The organism is Streptomyces sp. NPDC021080 (genome assembly GCF_044333225.1).
In the GTDB taxonomy this organism is placed as follows: Bacteria; Actinomycetota; Actinomycetes; order Streptomycetales; family Streptomycetaceae; genus Streptomyces.
In genome coordinates, this window is the sequence record NZ_JBIRQM010000002.1 from 684,111 (window position 1) to 702,396 (window position 18,286).

General features: G+C 73.1%; 20 protein-coding genes and 1 riboswitch. Of the genes, 7 read left to right on the forward strand and 13 right to left on the reverse strand.

Features of this window, described 5'->3' with window-relative positions; genetic code table 11:
- Positions 1-273: 273 nt before the first annotated feature.
- Complete coding sequence (locus tag ACH4S8_RS07065) at positions 274-1,503, forward strand: PP2C family protein-serine/threonine phosphatase (RefSeq protein WP_398391652.1); 1,230 nt, start codon at positions 274-276, stop codon at positions 1,501-1,503.
- 255 nt (positions 1,504-1,758) lie between these two features.
- Here ACH4S8_RS07065 and ACH4S8_RS07070 read toward each other — a convergent pair whose 3' ends face one another.
- The 4 genes from ACH4S8_RS07070 to ACH4S8_RS07085 form a co-directional block, all read right to left on the reverse strand.
- Positions 1,759-2,451, reverse strand: coding sequence for a hypothetical protein (locus tag ACH4S8_RS07070; protein ID WP_398391653.1), 693 nt, complete (start codon positions 2,449-2,451; stop codon positions 1,759-1,761).
- A 226-nt stretch (positions 2,452-2,677) separates the two neighbouring features.
- The gene (locus ACH4S8_RS07075) at positions 2,678-3,700 is read right to left on the reverse strand and encodes a hypothetical protein (RefSeq protein WP_398391654.1); all 1,023 of its coding nucleotides are present in this window, start codon (positions 3,698-3,700) and stop codon (positions 2,678-2,680) included.
- Positions 3,701-3,811: 111 nt separating this feature from the next.
- On the reverse strand, positions 3,812-4,987 hold the full coding sequence (locus ACH4S8_RS07080; protein ID WP_398391655.1) for a DUF2306 domain-containing protein: 1,176 nt from the start codon (positions 4,985-4,987) through the stop codon (positions 3,812-3,814).
- An 88-nt stretch (positions 4,988-5,075) separates the two neighbouring features.
- On the reverse strand, positions 5,076-5,606 hold the full coding sequence (locus ACH4S8_RS07085; RefSeq protein WP_398391656.1) for a PadR family transcriptional regulator: 531 nt from the start codon (positions 5,604-5,606) through the stop codon (positions 5,076-5,078).
- A 177-nt stretch (positions 5,607-5,783) separates the two neighbouring features.
- Here ACH4S8_RS07085 and ACH4S8_RS07090 point away from each other — a divergent pair, with 177 nt between their 5' ends.
- The gene (locus ACH4S8_RS07090) at positions 5,784-6,101 is read left to right on the forward strand and encodes a hypothetical protein (RefSeq protein ID WP_398391657.1); all 318 of its coding nucleotides are present in this window, start codon (positions 5,784-5,786) and stop codon (positions 6,099-6,101) included.
- Positions 6,102-6,173: 72 nt separating this feature from the next.
- On the opposite strand, the gene ACH4S8_RS07095 is transcribed toward ACH4S8_RS07090, so the two are convergent.
- On the reverse strand, positions 6,174-8,153 hold the full coding sequence (locus tag ACH4S8_RS07095) for an NlpC/P60 family protein (RefSeq protein ID WP_398391658.1): 1,980 nt from the start codon (positions 8,151-8,153) through the stop codon (positions 6,174-6,176).
- A 7-nt stretch (positions 8,154-8,160) separates the two neighbouring features.
- Positions 8,161-8,331: riboswitch (cyclic di-AMP (ydaO/yuaA leader) on the reverse strand.
- 510 nt (positions 8,332-8,841) lie between these two features.
- On the opposite strand from ACH4S8_RS07095, the gene ACH4S8_RS07100 reads away from it, so the two are divergent.
- Entirely contained in the window at positions 8,842-9,066 is a 225-nt protein-coding gene (locus ACH4S8_RS07100) for a hypothetical protein (protein ID WP_398391659.1), read from the forward strand.
- A 10-nt stretch (positions 9,067-9,076) separates the two neighbouring features.
- Here the strand turns inward: ACH4S8_RS07100 and ACH4S8_RS07105 are convergent, their stop codons facing one another.
- The 4 genes from ACH4S8_RS07105 to ACH4S8_RS07120 form a co-directional block, all read right to left on the reverse strand.
- Positions 9,077-9,805: an alpha/beta hydrolase gene (locus tag ACH4S8_RS07105; RefSeq protein WP_398391660.1), complete on the reverse strand. Its 729-nt coding sequence runs from the start codon at positions 9,803-9,805 to the stop codon at positions 9,077-9,079.
- 195 nt (positions 9,806-10,000) lie between these two features.
- Complete coding sequence (locus ACH4S8_RS07110; protein ID WP_398391661.1) at positions 10,001-10,174, reverse strand: hypothetical protein; 174 nt, start codon at positions 10,172-10,174, stop codon at positions 10,001-10,003.
- Positions 10,175-10,302: 128 nt separating this feature from the next.
- The gene (locus tag ACH4S8_RS07115; protein ID WP_398391662.1) at positions 10,303-11,007 is read right to left on the reverse strand and encodes a beta-glucanase; all 705 of its coding nucleotides are present in this window, start codon (positions 11,005-11,007) and stop codon (positions 10,303-10,305) included.
- A 220-nt stretch (positions 11,008-11,227) separates the two neighbouring features.
- The gene (locus ACH4S8_RS07120; protein ID WP_398391663.1) at positions 11,228-11,602 is read right to left on the reverse strand and encodes a VOC family protein; all 375 of its coding nucleotides are present in this window, start codon (positions 11,600-11,602) and stop codon (positions 11,228-11,230) included.
- A 248-nt stretch (positions 11,603-11,850) separates the two neighbouring features.
- On the opposite strand from ACH4S8_RS07120, the gene ACH4S8_RS07125 reads away from it, so the two are divergent.
- Positions 11,851-12,444, forward strand: coding sequence for a DinB family protein (locus ACH4S8_RS07125; RefSeq protein ID WP_398391664.1), 594 nt, complete (start codon positions 11,851-11,853; stop codon positions 12,442-12,444).
- Between the two features lie 52 nt (positions 12,445-12,496).
- Here ACH4S8_RS07125 and ACH4S8_RS07130 read toward each other — a convergent pair whose 3' ends face one another.
- Both ACH4S8_RS07130 and ACH4S8_RS07135 read right to left on the reverse strand, forming a co-directional pair.
- The gene (locus ACH4S8_RS07130; protein ID WP_398391665.1) at positions 12,497-13,075 is read right to left on the reverse strand and encodes an exonuclease domain-containing protein; all 579 of its coding nucleotides are present in this window, start codon (positions 13,073-13,075) and stop codon (positions 12,497-12,499) included.
- Between the two features lie 103 nt (positions 13,076-13,178).
- The gene (locus tag ACH4S8_RS07135; RefSeq protein WP_398391666.1) at positions 13,179-13,634 is read right to left on the reverse strand and encodes a MarR family winged helix-turn-helix transcriptional regulator; all 456 of its coding nucleotides are present in this window, start codon (positions 13,632-13,634) and stop codon (positions 13,179-13,181) included.
- 184 nt (positions 13,635-13,818) lie between these two features.
- On the opposite strand from ACH4S8_RS07135, the gene ACH4S8_RS07140 reads away from it, so the two are divergent.
- Positions 13,819-15,273, forward strand: coding sequence for an MFS transporter (locus ACH4S8_RS07140; RefSeq protein WP_398391667.1), 1,455 nt, complete (start codon positions 13,819-13,821; stop codon positions 15,271-15,273).
- Positions 15,274-15,280: 7 nt separating this feature from the next.
- On the opposite strand, the gene ACH4S8_RS07145 is transcribed toward ACH4S8_RS07140, so the two are convergent.
- Positions 15,281-15,409: a hypothetical protein gene (locus tag ACH4S8_RS07145; protein WP_398391668.1), complete on the reverse strand. Its 129-nt coding sequence runs from the start codon at positions 15,407-15,409 to the stop codon at positions 15,281-15,283.
- Between the two features lie 14 nt (positions 15,410-15,423).
- Here ACH4S8_RS07145 and ACH4S8_RS07150 point away from each other — a divergent pair, with 14 nt between their 5' ends.
- Entirely contained in the window at positions 15,424-16,014 is a 591-nt protein-coding gene (locus ACH4S8_RS07150) for a hypothetical protein (RefSeq protein ID WP_398391669.1), read from the forward strand.
- 7 nt (positions 16,015-16,021) lie between these two features.
- On the opposite strand, the gene ACH4S8_RS07155 is transcribed toward ACH4S8_RS07150, so the two are convergent.
- Positions 16,022-16,885 carry a helix-turn-helix domain-containing protein gene (locus ACH4S8_RS07155; protein ID WP_398391670.1) on the reverse strand — a complete coding sequence of 288 codons (864 nt, stop codon included), beginning with the start codon at positions 16,883-16,885 and terminating at the stop codon, positions 16,022-16,024.
- A gap of 130 nt (positions 16,886-17,015) precedes the next feature.
- On the opposite strand from ACH4S8_RS07155, the gene ACH4S8_RS07160 reads away from it, so the two are divergent.
- Positions 17,016-18,281: an FAD-dependent monooxygenase gene (locus tag ACH4S8_RS07160; protein ID WP_398391671.1), complete on the forward strand. Its 1,266-nt coding sequence runs from the start codon at positions 17,016-17,018 to the stop codon at positions 18,279-18,281.
- Positions 18,282-18,286 lie beyond the last annotated feature (5 nt).

Below are 18,286 nucleotides of genomic sequence, written 5' to 3' on the forward strand. Positions count from 1 at the left end.
CCGTACGGAGCAGTGGCACGAGGACACCTCACGGAGCCCCTGGAGCCCCGCTCGTCCCATGTGTCCGGGACCCCGGCACGGGCCACGCCCTCCTCTGCGGTTGCACCGGACGCGGACCGGTGGCCTGATGGGAACACTGCCCCACGGGTACGCCCTGGACGTGGGCCCCTGTCGTGCCCCGGGACCGGCCCCGGGGCGGTGGGGCAGGGCAGGGTGCTCCGCCGCTTCCACCGTGGGCACGGCCGGGGCAGCGGCACGAGGCGGGTGAAACGGGTGACGGGAGCGGAGATCGACTTCGCCGGTGTCTTCCACGCCCTGCCCGGCATGGTCGCCCTGCTGACCCCGGAGCTGGTCTTCGTGGACGCCAACGAGGACTATCTGAGCAACTCCGGCCGCTCGCGGGAGCAGTTGGTCGGCCGGTACCTCTTCGACGTCTTTCCCGACCGGCCGGGCGACGCCACCTCCACCGGGATGCGGAACCTGGAGGCGTCCCTGCACCGGGTGGTGGAGTCCGGGGAGCGCGACGCCATGGCCCTGCAGCGTTACGACGTGGAGTCCTTGGACCGGCCCGGGGTCTGGGAGGAGCGGTACTGGAGCCCGGTCAACTCGCCCGTGCTCGCCGCGGACGGCACCGTGGCGCTGGTGGTGCACCGGGTGGAGGAGGTCACCGAACTCATCCGCGCCCGCGGCGGGTTCGAGCAGGGCGACCGGGGCCCGGTGCTGGAGGCCGAGTTGTACACACGGGCCCGGGAACTGCAGGAGGTGAACGAGCGCCTGCGACGCGCCCATGCCCGCGAACGGGAGGTCGCCGTCGCCCTCCAGGACGCGCTGCTGCCCTCACCGGAGCAGGTGGGGACGCACCACGCCGCCGTCCGCTACCGGCCGGCCACGAGTTCGCTGAACGTGTGCGGGGACTGGTACGACCTGGTGGCGCTGAGCGGCGACCGGATGGCGGTCGCGGTGGGCGATGTCGTGGGCCACGGGCTGTCCGCGGCCTGCGTCATGGGCCAGTTGCGCAGTGCCCTCAGTGCCGCGTCCCGCGCCTCCAGCGGTCCTGCCCGGGCGCTCGAGGTGCTCGGGCTGTACGCGCGTTCCGTCGAGGGCGCCGAGTCCACCACGGCGGTGACGGCCTGGATCGACTGGGAGACCCGCACCATCAGGTACAGCAGTGCCGGGCACCTTCCACCGGCCCTGCTGCGCGGCGACGGGACGGTGGAGTTCCTGGACGGGGCGACGGATCCGCCGCTGGGAGCCCGGCCGGAGCACGTGGACCGCCCCGAGGCCGCGACGGACTTCACCCCGGGCGACACCCTGGTCCTGTACACCGACGGTCTGATCGAACGCCGTCGCGAGGACATCGACACGAGCCTCGGACGCCTGGCCACCGCGCTGACCCACCACCGGGAGGCCGAGCACGAGGCCCTCGCCGACGCCCTGCTGTCGGACCTGCTCCCGCCCGCCGGCGTCACCGACGACACGGCCCTGGTGATCCTCCCGCTGTGAGCGCGCCCGGCGAGCGGCGGCGGCCACCGCGCTGCCGGCCGCCGGAGCCCGCAGGCGCCCGCGGCCGACGCTCCCACGGCCGCCAGGCGACCCGGGCCAGACCCCCGTGGCCATCGGCGCCCCGCGGCTGACAACCGACCGGGAGCGCAGGCCCCCGCACCTGACGCCCCACCGCGGCCGACGCCCCCGCGGCCACCGGCAGACCGAGGCCCCGGGCGACCTTCGCTGTCGGCAGGCCGTGGCCGCCGGCCGGCATCACGTCGTGGAGGCCGACAGGGTGAGCCGGTGGGAGCGGACGACCGCGAGCGCACAGGCGGCGACGAGCGCCGCGGCCAGGGCGGCCAGCGCGCGCAGCGGCCCCGACCGCACCGGCCCCGTGGCCAGGGCCCGCGGCGGCATCCGCCCCGCCGGGTCGTAGACGACGGCGAGCACGTCCCCCGGCCGGGTGGTCCGCCCGCAGCCCCGCCGGACGCGGACCTTGAACGGGGCGCCGTCCCGGGCGACCACCGAGCAGAGGTAGCGGGCGCGGCCCGTGCTCCCCCGTCCGCCGCCCTCGACGGACATGACGACCATGGGCGCCACCCGCTCCCCGTCCACCGGCACCACGTCCGCCGCGGCCTGCGGGGCCTGGAGGGCGAGACACACGCCGAGCAGGGCGACGATGCCGACCAGCGCCCGCCCCGACCGCAGGAACACCAGGTGCAGGACGAGGACCCCGGCGCACACGAGCCCGGCCTCACCGCTGGCCAGTACCGGCACCCCGGTGCGGTCGCCGACGGCCCCGGCCCCCACGATCGACCCGGCCCCGAGCCCCCCGACGAGAATCCCCTCCCCCACCAGCCGCCGGGGCGGCCATCCGACGAACTCGGCGGGCCCCCACACCGTGCTCCGCAGGTACGCCGTCAGGTCCGACTCCTGGACGGCCGGAGGACGACCCCACCGGCGCATACCCGTACCACCCCCGGCAACGTTCCCGTCTGTCAGCGCCTCGTATCCTGCCGCCCTGGTACGGACCGCGGCCCTGCCTCCGTCCGGAACAGATGACGTGGACAACGTTTCCGGGAGTCGGCAGCGAAGCCCCCGTCCGCGCCGTTCACGAAACGAACCGACCGAAACATCGCAGTGACTGTTCGTCAAATACACCCATCAATAGGAGAGTTGACGTCTTCGGCCCTCACGTCCCGGAGATCTGCGGGGGTTGCGCCCCGGCGGACCTCGCCGACAGGAGGCGCCCGCTGAGGCCGGCCAGCAGGAGCCCGGCCACCATGGCGACGAGGCACAGGGCGGGGCCGGAGGCCCAGGCGACGGCACCGGCGCGGCAGACCAGCACGACGGTCACGGCGACGGCCGTGCCCGGCAGGGCGATCAGGGCCGGGCCGGTGCGGCCGAGGTCGTCCTCGGCCAGCGCGCCGAGAACACCGACGCCGAGGGCCAGTGCCCACACCCCGAGCGCCTGCGCGTCGATACGGTTGACGCTCCACGGCACGAAGCCGGCCCAGAAGCCGGGCCGGACCAGCAACCCCGTGCCGATGCCGAGCCACGCCGAACCGAGCACCGCCAGCGCCGGTTTCGACCAGGCGGGCAGCGGCGCGCCGCTCGGACCGGGCGGCCGGCCAGGGGTGCGGTACTGCCCGACCAGCGCGATCAGGGCGCACACGCACAGCGCGCCGAGGACGAAGAGCCAGCCGAGGCTGAACAGCACCGGGACGACGGGGCCGCCCCGGGCGATGTACAGATGCCCCGCGTCGAGCACGCTCACCGTGAACAGCCCGAAGAGGACCACGGCCAGCGGGTGGACGAGCGAGCGGACCTCGTGCCAGGCACGGGCCCGGCTCACCGCGAACAGCCCCGGCGCGGTACCGAGCATGGCCGCGCCGATCAGCCCCGGAGTCAGCGACTCGGGGGAGCGCCACGCGCCGAAGACATGTCCCGTGAGGGCCACGGCCGCCAGCAGGCCGCCGACAAGAAGACTGACCACGGCGACCGCGACGGCCAGCATCGCCACTCCCGCGGTCAGGGGCCGCCCGCCCGTCGGGAGGGACCCGGCAGCGCCTCCCGGCAGGCTCGGGAGCCCGTCCGACGCCCCGGACACGTCGTGGGGCTCCTTGGCCCCCGGCCGCTCCGGCACACCGGGCGGAGCCTGTCGCGGGTGCCCCGAGGCGTCGTCGGGCGGGGGCGGGTCGGATGCGTTCGGCATGGGAATTCCGTTTCCGGGCGGGAAGCACGACGAGGTGAGCGAGAGGGCCGGGAGGGCGCGCCGATGCCGGAGGCGGCGGCCGAGGAGCACCGTCCGCCGGCGGACGAGGAGCTACGGGACCGGCGCGGAGAGCCGGGCGGCCGAACCGGGCGCGGGCACGGCCCTCTTGAGGACCTCCCGCGCGTACATGACGCGTACGCTCACGGTCAGGGTCGCCGTGACCGCCATCACGCCGCAGCCGATCGCCACCCCCGCGGCCAGGGCCGTGAGCCCGTCGAGTCCCAGGGACCGTTCGAAGAGCGGAGCGGCCCCGACCGACAGGACCGGCGCCAGACACAGGGCCACCCAGTGCAGCCGCCACTCCTCGCGCGCCCAGAGACGCCCCTCCCGCCCTGCGCGGCTCGCGCGCAGGGCCGTCAGCGCGTACGTGACGGCGTACGGCAGGGCATAGGCGAGCAGGAGCCGGCGCCCCTGGCTGCCGTGCGCGAGCGAGGCGCGCGTGATCCAGGCCAGCGCGGCGGCCCCGGCCAGGTGGGCGAGGACCAGGACGGGCACGGGCGCCCAGGACCCGGACACCCCGGCGACCGTCCTGCGCCGGTCGAGGGAGCGCGAGGCGATCAGGGCGCCGAAGGCGACGACGGACCCCAGGTGCATGGTGGCCAGCTGGTTGATCTCGGCCATGGACAGTCCGGGCAGGATCAGCGGCAGGCCGCCCCACTCGAACCGGAGCAGCGGGGCGGTCAGCAGGAAGCCGTAGCAGAGCAGCATCCAGCGCTGGTGCAGGTCGGGGAATCCGCCGACGGCGGCGAGCACACCGAACGTGACGCTCATGACGGTGCCCAGGAGGATGGTCGCGAGCACGATCCAGAAGGCGGCGCCGCTGAAGGCGTCCTCGGGCGCCGTGCGCGCCAGGTAGATCCCGGCGCCCGCCATCGAGGCGTACACGGTGACCGCGAAGAGGACCCCGAGCGCCCGGTGGAGCCGCACGCGCCTGCGCACGGCGGTGATCACCTGCGCGGGGCCCAGCAGCATGAGCACACCGCCGAGCACGGAGTGCACGATCATCGGTACGAGGCTGTGGCGGTACGGACCGATCCGGGTGGCCAGCGCGTCGGCCACGTACCGCGGCGAGACCACGTGGGCCAGGATCCACTCGCCGTACGCCGGTGCGCCGGGGCGCGCGTACGGCCACAGCTCGGTCATCGCGATCGGCGCGTAGCCCACGCACACGGCCGACACGGCGATGACGGCGAGGCGGCGCCAGGTGGTGCCCGTTGGACGACGCACGACGACTCCCTGCTCGTGGCCGCGACCGACCCGGCCCTCGATAGTCTCGTTTGGACTATCGAGACGGTAGGGCCGTCCACCGCCGGGGTCAACGGTCTGTCGCGCCCTCGTCCCGGTGCTGCACCCATTGCCAGAAGTCGATCATCATCCGCTCGTAGCGGATGCCGAACTCCAGCGCGTCCCGTTGCCCGCGCGTGAGCAAGTCCCCGACCGTCCCGGCGAGTTCCTCGTACTCGCCCAGGGTGCGGCGGTGCTCCTCGTGCTGCACGGGAGCGAGGACGTCGGGCCGGCCGCCGAACCACAGCTTGAGGATGCCGCGCTCCCGGGCCTCCACCGGGACGAACGCCGGGTCGTCCAGCCACCCCCGCAGGGCCGCCCTGCCCTGCTCCGTCAGCGTCAGCACCCTGCGGTTGCGACCGCTCTCCTGCCGCACCCGGGACAGGAGCCCGGCGTCGAGGAGGCGGTCGCACTGCGCGTACACCTGCGCGTGCGGCACCGACCAGAAGGGCGCGATCGTCCGCGCCGCCTCCCCTTTCACGTCGTACGCGCTGGCCTCGCCCAGCTTGTCGATGATGCCGAGGACGAGATACGAGGCGGTGGTCAACCTAGCGTCAGCCATGGGGGGACCGTATCGCCACGCGATCACCGGGCGGCGGGGACCGCCGGACACGGTCACCGCACGGCGGCTCCGCCCGACGCGAAGAAGATCCGGATGCCCGGCACAATGCGGGGTATACGGGCGATCACCCAGCCGAGCGCGCTTCAGGTCCGCGCGCCGCCCGCACGAGGAGTTCCTGTGACCACCTACGTCATCACCGTTCCCGGGACGTTCGTCCACGGCCTGCCAGACGCCTCCCGTGCCGACGTGGAACGCAGGCTTCGCCCTCAGGACCCGCAGAACACGGACCTGGGCGAGAGCGAGGAGCTGAGCCTGCTGACCGTCGACGAGGGCAACAGGTTCTCCGTCCGGCTCGAGGTCGAGGCGGCGGACCGCAGAAGCGCCGAGGCCGAGGCCGTACGGCTCGTCTCCGGCGCTCTCCGGGACAGCGGTCTGTCCGCCGACGACGCCCCGCTGGGACCTGCCGCCGTCACCGGGATCGACCGGGAATTCTGAGGCGGCCGGCCCGGCGCTCCCGCGGACGACCGCGGCCCCCGGACGCCGTCGCGCCCGAGACGACCGCGGGACTCAGACCGGCCGTACGACGCTGTGGATGGCCGCCCGCCCGGCGTACTCGACCGACTCCTCGGTGATCCGCGCTCCGGGGCTCGGCGCGTGGACCATCATGCCGTCGCCCGCGTAGAGACCGACGTGGCTCACGTTGGCGTGGAAGAAGACCAGGTCCCCGGGCTGGATGGCGGTCAGGTCGATCGCCGGGCCGATCCGCGCCTGGTCCTCGATCGCACGCGGGAGCATGACCCCGGTGCTCTTCCAGGCCGCCTGGGTGAGACCGGAGGGGTCGTACGAACCGGGTCCGGAGGCACCCCACACGCACGGCCTGCCCACCTGCGCACGGGCGAAGGCGACCGCCTCCGCGGCCCGGCTGTCGTGTCCCACGACCGGCGGGGCGGCGGCGACGAGGCTGTCGATGTCGAACCCCGGATTCGTGTCGACGGCCCCGGGGGCGGCCGGCCACGCCTGCTGCCCCCCGGTCTGCCGCAACGACTGCCGCCAGGCGTCCTCGGCGGGCGGCGCCGGGGGCACCGCGGGCTCGTTCGCGGGGGGCATGGGAGCCGACGGGTAGGCGGCCGCGCGGGGCTCGTACGCGGGGGCAGGGGGCGCGGGCTCGCTCATCGGGGGCATGGGAGCCGACCGGTACGCGACCGGACCGGGGGCCTGGGGGGCCGGTTCGCTCACCGGGGGCACGGGGGCCGAGGGGTAGGCGGCGGCCCGGGGCGCGGACTCGTACGCGGGGGGCTGGGGCGCGGACTCGTAAGCAAGGGGCTGGGGCACCGGCTCGCTCACCGGAGGCGTCGGAGCCGGCTGATACCCGCTGGGTCGGGTCGCCGTCTCGTACGAGAGCGGGAGAAGAACCGATCTGGTCTCGGGGGCCGGGGCCGGCACCTCGTACGAGAGGGGCAGGAGCACCGACTTGTACTCCGCGGCCGGGGGCGCCGGTTCGTACGCACGGGGCATGGACCCCGTCTCGAAGACCTGGGGCATCGACCCCGTCTCGAAGACCTGCGGCATCGAGCCCGTCTCGAACGCGGTCGGCTGGGGCGCCTGCTGGAACGCGGTCGGCGGGGGCGCCGACTGGTACGCGCGGGGCATGGACCCCGTCTCGAAGACCTGGGGCATCGACCCCGTCTCGAAGACCTGGGGCATCGAGCCCGTCTGGAACGCGGTCGGCTGGGGCGCCTGTTCGTACGCCGTGCGCTGGGGCGCCGGCGGGAACGCGGGCGCCTGAGAAGCCGGCGGGAACGCGGCGGACGGGGCAGTCGGCGCGAAGGACGGGAGCCGGGGTTCCTGCGCCGGCCGGTACTCCACCGTCGGCGCCTGCGCGACGGGCATGCTCTGCCGTGCCGCGTGCCGCGACATCAGCTCCTGCGCGGCGGCGATCTTGCGGCGGGCCGTCTGCTTCCTGTCGTGCAGCGGGGACTTCTGCGACGGGGCGGCCGAGGCGGCCCCCGCCGGAAGTGCCGCGCGGACCGCCGTCCCGGCTCCCGGCACCGCCGGGGCGCCACCGGTCATGGCCTCGGCCCCCGGACCCGCGGTCAGTTCCAGGGCGGGGCGCGCGGCGGATTCCGAAGCGGGTCCTGCGGTCAGCTCCCGCATCGGGGCCGCGGTCAGCTCGGCGACGGGCCGGATGATCTGCTCCAGCTCGTACACCGTCGGAAGGTCCGAGGACCCCTTGGAACCTCGCGCGCCCTCCTTCGGACGGGCGCCTGCGCCGCCGCGGTCCGGCAGCCGGTCGGCCGGAAGCGCGGCCGGGGCCGAGGGTCCGTAACGGGACCGCGCCCCGTCGAACCACTGCCGCATCAGGTCTTCCTGGGCAGGTTCGGAACTCCCGCCTCCCCGGCCGGAACCCCGTCGGCCCGGCCCGCGACTGAGATTCGCCGAGGCGCGGGTCCCGTTGAAGTTACCGGTGGCGAGCTCCGCCTGGTCGTAGAGGGACGAGAGCCGTCGGGCGACTTCTTCGCCGCTGGGCGGGGTGCGTTCCGGCGCCATGGAGTGGTGCTCCTTCCGTCGTCCGCCTACCGGGTTAGCTGTCGGGTTCGGGCGGACGATTCCGGAAGGTATGCCCTACGACCCCTGCCCCGTAAGACAGTTGGTCGATTCACCCCAGGTTCGGTGGGTCCCCGGCTCCCGCTGCCGCGCGGACAGCAGGACTCGGCGGAGGGCGCACCGCCCGGCGAACTCCGCCGGAGGGAATCGGGCGACCCGGTCGCCAACTTAGCCATGTTGTGCACCCGATGTGAAGATCCACGTCCCAGATGTCCGATACATTTTCGTGACCTTCGTCGCACCACCCCGCAGCGCGACGGCGAGGACACACGCCGTGCTCGAAAAGGCGGCTGAGCACGCGCGTTGGGGCGATCCGGCACCGATTCCCCGTCCGGGCCCGGTTCCGAATCCCGTCCGGTGGTGCGATGCGTTCCGTCCCGATTCCCGTCCGCACCGACGGTCCCGGCCCGTCCCGGTTCGCCCCGACCCGCCGGTCGGACACCCGGCCGTCGCGGATGTGTCGGAAGTGTGCACAGAACTGGCGTTCCCTGACATGTCGTTCGACATGGACGGCGCCCGCCTGTCACACCTTGACCGGTTCTGGCCGAGCTGGCCGGATGACCGCTGCGGCCACGCCCCGGCCGTACCGTCGAGGCACGTCAGACCACCAGAGCGAGTCGAGGATCCCCACGTGCACGATGCGCCGATCTATGCCCAACTGATCTCCGAACGCGGCGACATACCGACGCTCGTGCGCAGCGAAGCCCGTCGGCTGCAACGCGACTTCGAGTGGATCCTGAGCTGGGATCCGTCGACGGGCGCCCCGCTTCCCACGTCCGCCGCCCGGCCGACGTCCGGCTCCCGGCGCCCCTTCTCCCCCACTCCGGACCCCGACGACCGGCTCGACACTCCCTGATACCGCGGCGCTAGAGAACGCCGGGCTCCCCGCCCGGCCGTTCGGCGGGGAGCGGGTCGAGTCCGGCGGCGATCCGGGTCACCAGATCGGCGACCGCCTCTCCCGTGGCCCGATGCCAGGTCCGCGCGCGCCGGAGCATCGCGTGGTCACCGCCCGCGACCCGTACGGCGCTCGCGGAGGAGCCCGCCTCCACGGCCCGGCGGACGAACGCGAACGACTCCGCCGGATCGGTCACGCGGTCCCGGTCGCCGTGCAGCACGATCACGCGCCTGTCCCGGAGGTGGGCGACCGGCTCACCCTCCGGGCACCAGGGCGCCAGCGCCACCACGGCCCGGACCTGCGGCGCGGCCGCGGCCCGCAGGGCGGCGCGCCCGCCCATCGAGTGGCCCACGAGCACGACCGGTACCTCCCCCACCAGTCGGGTGAGTTCGTCCAGTGCCCGCAGGACGTCGGCGACGGGATCGGCGTCCGCGCCGTTCCATCCCCGGTAGCGGTAGCGCACCTGCCCGACGAAGGTGTCCTCGTCCGGCAGGGCCCGCGTCACGGAGCGCGCGAAGGGCCGCATCCGTGCGCGTGCGACGTTCCACGGCCGCAACGGGGCTTTGCTGTCCGCGGCGCCACCGTGCAGGATCAGTACGGCGGCACGCGCCGGGGCCGCGTCCGGACGGACGGCACGGCACGGCCGCAGCGCCGCGGGGGCGCCGGCCGCCGCGGGCCGGGACACGTCATCGGCGGACATCCGCACAGAGTCTCGCATGACACCTCTCCACCTTCACGGCGCTTCTCGACGCCTCGCACCGGACCGTGAGGAGGGATCGTCTCACCGGACGGTGACCACCGGCCACCGGCCACCGCCCAGCGACCGCCGGTTACCGGTCACCGGCAGGCGGGCAGATCGTACGCGGCGACGGCGGCCCGTCCCCGGTCCGCGCCGTCAGTCGTCGTCCTCGGGCCGGGCCCGGTAGTTGTTGCGCCATTCCTGGTAGAAACGCCAGAGGCGGGTGGCCTGCGGGCAGCGTCCCGACTCCCGTTGGCACGTACGGCAGTTGCCGACGTGACTGACATAGGCGGTCTCGGGGACGTCCCGCCCCGGCTGCGGATTCGGCATGACCCTCGGCACCTGTCGGCGCGACGCGCACGAGCGCAGCGTCGCTTCTGATGCCGTACTTCCGCGCCGAGGGCCTCGGCGGATGCACCTGCCGAGGCCCGGTTCCCGGTCGGGGTTCACGATGCGCGTCAATCGAGAAGACCTGCCTCGTACTCCACCGTCGCGGGGAAGGGCCCGCCGGCCGGGGGCCTGCGGACCGTCAGACGGGCCACCTCGAAGTCCATCTCCGACACCTCGGGGGGCGGCGGCGGGTGGTAACGCCCGGCGCACACGGACAGGTTGACGATGAGATAGGCGTGCCAGGACCTGCCCACTCCGCGGCGGTCGTCGAAGGCCTGGACTCCGTTGACCCACCACACGACGCGGTGGGCGCCGAACTCCACCTTGAAGTCGACCCAGGCACCCGGCGCGATGTCCTGGTGCCGGTGGTAACGGTGCGTGTTGCGCACGTGGTTGGACAGTTCGAGCAGGTCCGGGTTGTCGGGGTGGTACTCGAAGACGTCGATCTCCTGACCGCCGTCCCGCCACGTCCAGACGGCCGGCCAGGCGCCGGTCACCGTCGGCAGCTTGACCCGCGTCTCCAGCACGTCTCCCGTACGGACCATGAAGCCGTCCGCGCTGCCCTCGGTGGTAAGGAGGCCCGCGTCCCAGTCACCGTCCGGTCGCCGGGTGGCCCGGAAACGGCCCGTCCGGCAGTAGGCGGGGTCGGTCACCAGATGGTCGAGTTTGCCGTCGTCCGGGTTGACCGGACCGCCGTCGGGATAGGCCCAGGAATGGCCGGCGACCCATTGCCGGGGCGAGGCGAAATCCGCTGTGAAGACGACATCGGACACGGCGGCACTCCTCGATGACGGCGTTGCGCGTACGCCCAGGTTGTCCCCAAGACACCGACATCCACGCTCCGTTCACCACAACCCGCCACAAAACAACCCATCGGGGTGAACCGGCCGCACTCCGGCGCACCGGTCCCGGCGTACCGCGCCCCGCGTACCGGGTCGACCGGCTGCCCGGCCGGGTGCACCGTGTCCGGCGCCCCCGGCTGGGCTCCGCCGGCTACAGGTACGGGCGGGTGATCAGCTCGATCGCGTGACCGGCCGGGTCCTTGAAGTACACGCCCCGGCCGCCGTGCTCGTCGTTGATCTCGCCCGCGCGTCGCATCTGGGGATCGGCCCAGTGCTCGACGCCGTCGTCACGGAGCCGCCGGTACGCGCGGTCGAAGAGTTCGTCGTCGATCAGGAACGCGTAGTGCTGCATCTGGATGTCCACCGGGGGCTCGGCGAACTGCAGGAGCACGCCGTCGGAGAGCTGGACGTTGGTGAACGGCCCCCAGGACGGCGCCTCCGGCAGTTCCAGCAGCTCCCGGAAGAAGCGTGCCGACCGGTGGCGGTCCTTGGACGCGATGATGGTGTGATTGAAGGTGACGGTCATGAGGCCGGCCTCGATTCTGCTCGACACGGAAAGGGACTCGCGGTGCACAAGCACCAGGAGGTCCGCGTGCCGGACGAAGAGGGGGCCTTCGGCGCGCCCACCGCGCGATCAGCCCTCCACCGGATTGCCGATCCGTGTGTGGCGTGGCGCCGGTCCGGTGTTCACGCAGGTGACCCTACTCGGTCCAGGGTCACCGCGGAAACCGGAAAACGGCGGCCGGGGCGCGTGGGGGCGGCAGACTGGACGCCATGACCTCACCGGACCCCAAGGCCGACCTCCACCGCTATCTGCAGTCCGCTCGTGACGCCCTGGTCTGGAAGCTCGAGGGGCTCTCGGAGTACGACGTCCGCCGCCCGTTCACCCCGACCGGGACCAACCTCCTCGGTCTGGTCAAGCACGTGGCGACCGTGGAACTGGGCTACCTCGGTGACACCTTCGGACGGCCGTCCGGTGAACCGCTGCCCTGGCTGGAGCACGCCGGCGAGACGAACGGGGACATGTGGGCCACCGCGGACGAGTCACGTGAGTTCGTCGTGGGGCTCTACCGCCGGGCATGGGCGCACGCCGACGCGACGATCGAGGCGCTGCCGCTGGAGACGGTCGGCAGGGTGCCGTGGTGGCCCGCCGGCAAGGACGAGGTGACGTTGCATCACGCGGTCGTCCGCGTGATCGCCGACACGCAGCGGCACGCCGGGCACGCCGACGTCATCCGCGAACTCATCGACGGCGCCGTCGGGATGAACGAGGGGAACGACAGCATGATGCCGGGCGACCCGGCATGGTGGGAGGAGTACCGGGCCAGGCTGGAGCAGGCGGCCCGGGACGCCGGAAAGAACGGCTGACGCCGGGACCGAACCACCGGGACGGCATCCGGGCGACAGGGGCCGCCGGACGTCAGAGACCTTCAGGGGCCGCATCCGGCCAGGTCCCGCGCCCCGCCAGGTCGAGGACGAGCGCGGCGATGTTCCAGGCGTCGTCCTCGCCCCGGTGATGCCTGCCCTCCAGGGGCAGTTCGGCCAGGCGCAGGGCCTGTGCCATCCCGGGCCGCTTCCGCAGGCCGTGGGCGGCGGTGAAGACCGCCTTCGCGTTGGTGTGGCGGCGGCCGAAGGGGTACGCGGTCGCCGTCGCGGCGCACTGACGGGTGAACTGATGACGGTCGTAGTCGCCCCAACTCGCCCACGGCCGCTCCCCCGTACGATGCCGTGCGGCCAACACGCGGCAGGCGTCGGCGAATTCGAGCCCCTGCTCGACCTCGCCCTGCGTCAGCCCGGTGAGCTCGGTGCAGAACTCGCTGACGGCCGACCGCGCGGGCCGCACCAGGAGGCGGTGCTTCTCCACCCGGACGCCCCGGTCCAGGTCGACGACCGTCAGACCGATCTCGATGATCTCGCTCACGGCACCGGGCGGAGGCGCGCCCTCCCAGCAGGTCGCCTCGACATCCACGACGTTGAGCAGTCCCCCGGCGCTGTTCATGCGGGTGAGCGTAGAAGGCGGCACGTGGACGCGTCACCGGGATTTCCGCGCCGAGGCCCGGGGCCGACGCGCGGTTTCGGTACGGCGGCGGCCGGAGCGCACGTCAGGGGCGCGGCCAGGGACGTCCGCCGATGCGCTCGATGTCGGTGTTGAAACGCCTCAGGTAGGCGGCGAAGGCGGCGATGTCCTCCTCCGGCCAGTCGGCCATGACGCGGTCCAGGGAACTGATGAGCCCCTGCCGCTCCTCGTCGAGCAGCCGCGCCCCCTCGTCCGTGATGCGGAACTTGCGGGCCATGCCGCCGTCGGGGTCGGGGATGCGTTCGACCAGCCCGGCGCGCATCGCCGCGGCCGTCTGCCGGTTGAGGGTGGAGGCGTCCAGCCCGAAGGCGTCGCTCAGTTCACCGATCGACATCGGCCCCTGGATCCGGATACGGCTGAGCAGGATGTACGCGCTGCGCTCCAGGACGCCGTCCTTGGTCCGGCCGCCCCGGTGGTTCATCCATCCATGGCGGCTGAGCAGCATCTGCTCGTACTCGACCTCGTGTGTGGGCCTGACCATCCGCCTGCCGCCTCCCGCCGTCCTCTTGAGCCGCGCGTCCCGCGCATGTCGGTGCGGCCCGGGTCCATGCTCCCACATCCGCGTGCACAAGCCACATCACATGCATAAGCCACACCTCATGCGCGATACATAAGACATGTACGATGCACATCCCTTGCCCGCAGACAGACCCGAGGAGTCCCCCATGGACGCCCCCCAACCTTCCGCCCGAGCGGGCGGCGTGGTCGCCACGCTCGCCCTCGCCGGCACCGTGGCGGCCATCATGCAGACGCTGGTCACTCCGCTCATCGCCGAGCTGCCGCAGATCCTGCACACCACGCCCGCGAACTCCGCCTGGGTGATCACCGTGACCCTGCTGGTCGCGGCCGTCTGCGTCCCGGTCTCCGGCCGTCTGGGCGACCTGCTGGGCAAGCGGCGGATGCTGCTCGCCTGTTCCGTCCCGCTCGTGGCCGGATCCGTGGTGTGCGCGCTCTCCTCGTCGGTCGTCCCGATGATCGTCGGGCGGGGCCTGCAGGGCATGGGCATGGGCATGGTGCCACTGGGCATCGCCCTGCTGCGTGACGTGGTGCCCGCGGAGAAGCTGAGTTCCTCCATCGCGCTGGTCAGCGCCTCGATGGGCATCGGCGGCGGCCTCGGCCTGCCCATCTCCGCCGCGGTCGCCCAGTACGCGAACTGGCGCGTGCTGTTCTGGGGCTCCGCCGTGCTCGCCGTGGCGATCGGAACGCTGATCTGGTTCCTCATCCCGGACGTGCCGGCCGGCGCCAAGGGTCAGCGCTTCGACGTCCTCGGCGCGCTCGGACTCGGCGCCGGACTGGTCTGCCTGCTCCTCGGCGTCTCCAAGGGCGCCGACTGGGGCTGGGGTTCCGCGACGACCCTCGGGCTGTTCACCACCGCCGTGGCGGTCCTGATCGCCTGGGCCGTCTGGGAGACGCGCACCCAGGACCCGCTGATCGACCTGCGCACCACCGCCCGTCCCCGGGTCCTGCTCACGAACGTGGCCTCGATCTTCGTCGGATTCGGCATGTACGCCAGCATGCTGATCATCCCGCAGCTGCTCCAGTTCCCCGAGGCTACCGGCTACGGCCTGGGCCAGAAGATGCTCGCGGCGGGCCTGTGGATGGCACCCGGCGGCATCATGATGATGATCGTCTCCCCGCTCGGCGGGAAGCTGACGGACGCCCGAGGCCCCAAGTTCACCCTGATCAGCGGCGTCCTCGTCATCGCCCTCGGCTACGGCCTCGCACTGGTCCTCATGGGAACGCCCTGGGGTCTCATGCTCACCGGCATGGTCATCAACAGCGGCGTCGGCCTCGCCTACGGTTCGATGCCGGCCCTGATCATGAGCTCGGTCCCGCTCGCGGAGACCGCCGCCGCGAACGGCTTCAACACGCTCATGCGCTCGCTGGGCACCTCGGTCGGCGCGGCAGTCATCGGCGTCGTCCTCGCCCAGATGACGACCAGCACGGCGGGTTACACCTTCACCTCCGAGAGCGGCTTCCGCACGGGCCTGGTCGTCGGCGGCTGCGTCGCCCTGGTGGCCGCCGCCATCGCCGCCGTGATCCCGGCGGCCCGCGCCGCCGCCGGTGACGACAGGACCGGCCCCACGGCCGCCCCGGAGACGGCCGCGGCCGCGCGCTGAGGTTCACTCACCGGCGCACCGGTTCGGCGGACGCCCTGTCCACCGACCCGGTGCGCCGGCGCTCCTCGCTGAAACGCCACAGCCCGCTCACCCCCGCAAGCACCGCCCCCGCCTGCGGGTGATCGATCAGCTTCATGACACCCTGCGGCCATGGGCAACTCGCAGGCATACCCCGTCTTCAGAAGCACCAGTGCCACGGAGGCGTTCGCCCTGGCTCAGCGCCTGCGCGCCCTGATGTCCTGGTCGAAGCCGACCGTCCGGGTGGCGGCCGAGTTGCTGCGGGCCGAGGACGTGCGGCGCATGACGAAGGTGCTGCCGGACGCGTACTACTACGACGCCGACGGCGATCCGTTCGATCCCGGGCGGCCGAGCCAGGAATACCGGGCCGACACACTGCCGAGGGCCGACGAGGAGCTCAAGGCGCTGTTCCCGATCTTCGTCGACGTCGACATGCCCGTGAACACGGTGGAGCGGTCCTTCGTCAGTGCCCTCGGGACCGGGCCCGCCACCATCGACTGGGAGGGGGTCTGGCCGGACGGCCCCGGCCCCGACCTCCGGGCGAACACGAAGTGCGAAGGGGTGCAAGCCGTGTTCCACACGGACGACGCGGACTGGGAACGCCCCGCCGCCGACCACACGGTCTTCGTCCACATGACCAAGTTCGGCAATCTCCCCCGAGCACAGTGGCTGGCCGCCCAGGTCGGTGCGCGTGTGCTGGGGGACCCCGTGACCGGTTGGTGAACGGACCTTAGCGACCCTCGAAGTCCTGGTCCGTGCCGGTCGTTCCGCGACCTGGCCACGCGATGTCGTCGACGGCGAGAAACGGCTCGGCCGCCACGGTCCTGGGGGTCGTCCCGGTGAACTCCATGACGTCCCGGTGCAGATGGGACTGGTCGGCGTAGCCGCCGTCGGCCGCGACGCGGGCCGGGCCCTCACCCGCGACCAACCGGTGGACGGCATGGTCGAAGCGGACCAGTTTCGCGGCGTGCTTGGGCGGCAGGCCGAGCTGTGACCGGAACCGTGACCACAGCCGCTTGCGGCTCCACCCGACCTCGGCCGCGAGTTCGTCGACCCGGGTCAGGCCGCGGCCGGCGACGATGCGGTGCCAGGCCCGGGCCACCTCCGGGTCCACCGGCGGCCCCGTCTCCCGCCGACGGGCCAGCAGCGCCTCCGTCAGCGCGAAACGGTCCTGCCAGGACCGGGCCTCCGCGAGCTGCCCGCGGATCCGTGACACCTCCCGGCCCCACAGGTCCTCCAGCGGCACGACCGCCCCGTCGAGGTCGGCCGGCGACGCGCCCAGCACCGCGCGCGCGACGACCGGGGAGAGGCGCACCTGCACGCACTCGACGTTCTCTCCCCGCGCTCGCACCGCGCCCGCCGACCCGAGTCCGGGCCCCGCGACGACGCTTCCGCGCCGCTGCCCCGCGGCACAGTCGATGACGGGCGAGCCGGCGCCGAACTCCAGGAGCAGCGTCACGGCCGGGTGCGGGACGATCCGGAGCGCGTCCAGATCGGGGACACGGAAACCGGCCATGGTGACACCGGCCGTCCGGCCTGGCCGCCCCGGGCACGCCACGCCCCACGTGGCCGCACCGTGCGCGAAGGTCCGCATGTCCCCATTCTACGTAAGCCCGTTGAGGGGAACATTCGTCCAATCCACCGGCGGGTACCGGCGCGGACAGTGGCCTCATGACCGCCACGGCGACGCACGCCGTGCGGGCGGACCGAAAGGGAGGGCTGCCATGCGGATCCTCGTCTCCGGCGCGAGCGTCGCCGGTCCGGTGCTGGCCTACTGGCTCACCCGGAACGGCTTCTCCGTCACCGTCGTCGAGCGCGCGCCGGCTCCGCGCAGGACCGGCGGCCACGCGGTCGACCTGTTCCGGCCCGCCATGGACATTTCGGAGAAGATGGGCGTGCTCCCGCGCATCGGGGAACGGACCACCGGAACGAACCGGATGACCGTCCACCGGGAGGGCTCACGACACCCGGTCCGGGCGGACCTCTCCAAGATCTTCGACGACGCCTCCGGCCGTCACGCCGAGATCATGCGGGACGACCTGAGCGAGATCTACTACGACGCGGCGCGCGACGACGTCGAGTACCTCTTCGGCGACTCGGTCACCGCGATCTCGCCCGACGGCGAGGTGAGGTTCGAGAAGGCCGCGCCGCGCCGCTTCGACCTCGTCGTCGGCGCGGACGGGCTGCACTCCACCGTGCGCCGCCTCGTCTTCGGTGAGGAGTCCCGTCTCAGCGCCTTCAGCGGGGCCTACTTCGGGGTGCTGACCCTGCCGGGCGTCCCCGGCCTCGACGGGGAACTCCTCCTGCACGTCGGTGTCGGCCGCACCGCCGGACTGTACGGTGCGCGGCACCTCGGGGACGCGCGGGCGTTGTTCCTGTTCCGCAGCGAGCGGGAGCTCGACTGCCACCACCACGACGTCGCCCGGCACAAGGAGCTGCTGCGCGGCGCGTTCACCGGCATGCACCCGCACGTGGACCGCTGGCTCGACGGGCTCGACCACACCCCGGCGTTCCACTTCGACTCGATCACCCAGCTCCGCATGGACACCTGGTCGCGGGGGCGGGTGACGCTCGTCGGCGACGCGGGCTACTGCCCCGGTGCGGTCGTCGGCGGCAGCACCAGCCTGGCCGTCGTCGGCGCGTACGTCCTCGCCGGAGAGCTGGCTCGGGCGGGCGGCGACCACCGGCGCGCCTTCCCCGCTTACGAGCGTGCGATGGCGGAGCACGTGCGCGGCAGCCGCGCGGTCGCTCTGAGCGCGGCGAAGACCCTGATCCCCACGTCCCGCCTCGGCGTGTGGGGGCTGGCCCAGGGCGCCCGCCTGATCTCCGCCCTGCCCACCGGTGCCGCCCGCGCCTTCCTCCGCCTCACCACCCGGAGCGCGCGCTTCCACGACTCCGTGACCGTCGACGACTATCCGCTGCCGGCCGCCGCGCGGGGAGCCCGGAGCGGCCCGGCGGGCACCCCCGGAGACAGACTCGGGGTGGAGTGACGGTG

Excerpts from the sequence above, each read along its gene's own strand:
- ACH4S8_RS07070 (WP_398391653.1), bottom strand. The coding sequence starts at position 2,451 with ATGCGCCGGTGGGGTCGTCCTCCGGCCGTCCAGGAGTCGGACCTGACG.
- ACH4S8_RS07075 (WP_398391654.1), bottom strand. The coding sequence starts at position 3,700 with ATGCCGAACGCATCCGACCCGCCCCCGCCCGACGACGCCTCGGGGCAC.
- ACH4S8_RS07085 (WP_398391656.1), bottom strand. The coding sequence starts at position 5,606 with ATGGCTGACGCTAGGTTGACCACCGCCTCGTATCTCGTCCTCGGCATC.
- ACH4S8_RS07095 (WP_398391658.1), bottom strand. The coding sequence starts at position 8,153 with ATGGCGCCGGAACGCACCCCGCCCAGCGGCGAAGAAGTCGCCCGACGG.
- ACH4S8_RS07105 (WP_398391660.1), bottom strand. The coding sequence starts at position 9,805 with ATGTCCGCCGATGACGTGTCCCGGCCCGCGGCGGCCGGCGCCCCCGCG.
- ACH4S8_RS07110 (WP_398391661.1), bottom strand. The coding sequence starts at position 10,174 with ATGCCGAATCCGCAGCCGGGGCGGGACGTCCCCGAGACCGCCTATGTC.
- ACH4S8_RS07120 (WP_398391663.1), bottom strand. The coding sequence starts at position 11,602 with ATGACCGTCACCTTCAATCACACCATCATCGCGTCCAAGGACCGCCAC.
- ACH4S8_RS07125 (WP_398391664.1), top strand. The coding sequence starts at position 11,851 with ATGACCTCACCGGACCCCAAGGCCGACCTCCACCGCTATCTGCAGTCC.
- ACH4S8_RS07130 (WP_398391665.1), bottom strand. The coding sequence starts at position 13,075 with ATGAACAGCGCCGGGGGACTGCTCAACGTCGTGGATGTCGAGGCGACC.
- ACH4S8_RS07135 (WP_398391666.1), bottom strand. The coding sequence starts at position 13,634 with ATGGTCAGGCCCACACACGAGGTCGAGTACGAGCAGATGCTGCTCAGC.
- ACH4S8_RS07140 (WP_398391667.1), top strand. The coding sequence starts at position 13,819 with ATGGACGCCCCCCAACCTTCCGCCCGAGCGGGCGGCGTGGTCGCCACG.
- ACH4S8_RS07145 (WP_398391668.1), bottom strand. The coding sequence starts at position 15,409 with ATGAAGCTGATCGATCACCCGCAGGCGGGGGCGGTGCTTGCGGGGGTG.
- ACH4S8_RS07150 (WP_398391669.1), top strand. The coding sequence starts at position 15,424 with ATGGGCAACTCGCAGGCATACCCCGTCTTCAGAAGCACCAGTGCCACG.
- ACH4S8_RS07155 (WP_398391670.1), bottom strand. The coding sequence starts at position 16,885 with ATGCGGACCTTCGCGCACGGTGCGGCCACGTGGGGCGTGGCGTGCCCG.
- ACH4S8_RS07160 (WP_398391671.1), top strand. The coding sequence starts at position 17,016 with ATGCGGATCCTCGTCTCCGGCGCGAGCGTCGCCGGTCCGGTGCTGGCC.